Origin of the sequence: Mesorhizobium sp. M4B.F.Ca.ET.089.01.1.1, from assembly GCF_004022605.1 — a bacterium.
Classification (GTDB): Bacteria; Pseudomonadota; Alphaproteobacteria; order Rhizobiales; family Rhizobiaceae; genus Mesorhizobium; species Mesorhizobium abyssinicae.
Window position 1 is genome coordinate 1 of record NZ_RZOS01000708.1, and the last position, 1,981, is coordinate 1,981.

Below are 1,981 nucleotides of genomic sequence, written 5' to 3' on the forward strand. Positions count from 1 at the left end.
GTCCTCGATCGATCGGCCGCCTAGATGAACTACAGTATCGATCCCCCTGCAGAGAACCTCCATCGTTTCCAGATCGGCGAGCGACGCGTAATGTGCCTCCAGCCCTTCGAACAGGTCGTCGTCCCGCCTTTCGCGAGTCGCGACCCGGAGCTGGTAACGGTCGCGAAAGGCTCGGACCAGCAGGGAACCAAGGGCGCCACCCGCTCCGGTGATCAACACTTTTCTTTTGCCTGATGGCATCACGACACCGCCTGCCAGTCGGAAACACCATAACGGTCGAGCGTCTCCTCATCGAACGAGAAAGCCAGTCCCGCCTCGGAGGGCAGGGCGATTCGGCCGTCCTGCGGCTTCAACTCACGGTCAAACAATGGTTGTGTGCAAACGATCTGGTGGTCCACGAAATACTCAACGAGCGCTGAGTTTGGCTGCGAGGCGGCCAGATGGACGTGGATGTCATGCCACGCATGCGGATACACGGGAACGCCGTATGCCGATGCAATTCCGCAGATGCGGCGCCATTCGGTGATCCCACCACAGACCAAAGCATCGGCCTGGAGCACATGGGCTGCACGAGCGTCGAGCAGCGCACGGAACCTCCAGCGCCCGGCCTCGACCTCCCCTGTCGCCACCGGTATTGTTGTAGAAGTGACGAGGCGCGCATGGCTCTCGATATCGTCGGGGCTGAACGGTTCCTCAATCCAGTCGGGACAGAATGGCTCGAAGCAGCGGACAAAGGGAAGGGCGGTGAAGAGGTCGCGCCATGCATTATTGGCATCGAGAAAGAGCCTTACGTCCGTCCCGATGCGTCCGCGTGCGGTCATGATACGGCGTTTTTCTTCCTCCAAGCTCAGCATTCCGACCTTCATCTTCACCGCCTTGAAGCCCTGCTCGACATATCCGGCAAGTTCGTCGGCTAGATGCTCGGGCGATTTGCCCTCCTGATAGTAACCCCCGCTTGCATAGCAATCCACGAAGCCGTCCGTGTAGGAACCAAGGAACTGCCAAAGGGGCAAGTTGGCAAAACGGGCGTTGTGGTCCCACAGCGCGATGTCAATCGCGCTCAACGCGCGCATGACGGCGCCCGTACGGCCATGCAACAGCGCGTCCCGGTACATTCTCTCCCAGAGGCCTTCAATCATTAGGGAGGACTTGCCCACGATCAAGGGGGCCAGCAGTGTGGTCACAGCGTCGAGTGAAATGGAACCGCCCGAGTTGCCGGCATAGGTATATCCGAGGCCGATGCCGTCCTTCGAGATCACCTTCACCAACACGTAGTCCCTGGTTTTCACCGCGCGCGTCGCGAAGGACGTCGTCGCCTGAAGGGGCATGCGAACGAGCCGCGCCTCGACGCGCTTTATGATCCCAATGATCCCATCTGCCGCCCGTGCATGATGGGATGGTTCGGGTACCGTTACAGCCATGTTTGTAACCTGTTCCAAGAGTTCACTTGTGTTTCATCTCGTCCGAGCAACCACATAGCACCCCCTCGACCCTGCCGAGCTGAACCACGCCGCCATAGCCGCACGGGCAGCGGTCGCCCCAACTCCGATGCGGAGCATTGAGCAGCCGTAGGGAATGAGCTCAACCCCCGTCTCTGGCATGAGTCCAACCCACTCGGGGTCTGGTGGGGTACCGACTGGACTCACAGGCACCGGCGCGGCATTGGCTCCGTTCATGCCCAATTGGCGGGACGAGTGTGGCCTTCGCCTTAAGATCATCGGGACGTCCTTCTGCTAGGAAATATTCGATTGAGCCAATCTTGCTGAAGATCATTTCACATTGTTGGCTATTCCCATCTATAGAGAGCACAAAGTTTTTTAATCTTGGGCGGTACCATTAAGTCCAAGCGCTCTACATCTGGCGGACGTGATCGCTTCCGGCCGTGGTCATGCCGCCGCGCGATAGCTCGTGATAGTCATCTTGTTACCTCCGGTTCGACGCAATGACTAGGGTGAGGAGGCCGCATGAGTCAGCCCGGGAG

At 59.2% G+C, this 1,981-nt stretch carries 2 protein-coding genes; both read right to left on the minus strand.

All coding sequences use genetic code 11. From position 1 onward, the window contains the following. On the minus strand, positions 1–240 hold a 240-nt coding region (locus tag EN780_RS32985; protein WP_128276358.1), incomplete at its 3' end, for an NAD-dependent epimerase/dehydratase family protein. Beyond that, the gene (locus tag EN780_RS32990) at positions 240–1,421 is read right to left on the minus strand and encodes a mandelate racemase/muconate lactonizing enzyme family protein (RefSeq protein WP_128276359.1); all 1,182 of its coding nucleotides are present in this window, start codon (positions 1,419–1,421) and stop codon (positions 240–242) included. The genes EN780_RS32985 and EN780_RS32990, both read right to left, overlap by 1 nt. Positions 1,422–1,981 lie beyond the last annotated feature (560 nt).

Coding starts and splice junctions, on each gene's coding strand:
- EN780_RS32990 (WP_128276359.1), bottom strand. CDS start 1,421: ATGGCTGTAACGGTACCCGAACCATCCCATCATGCACGGGCGGCAGAT.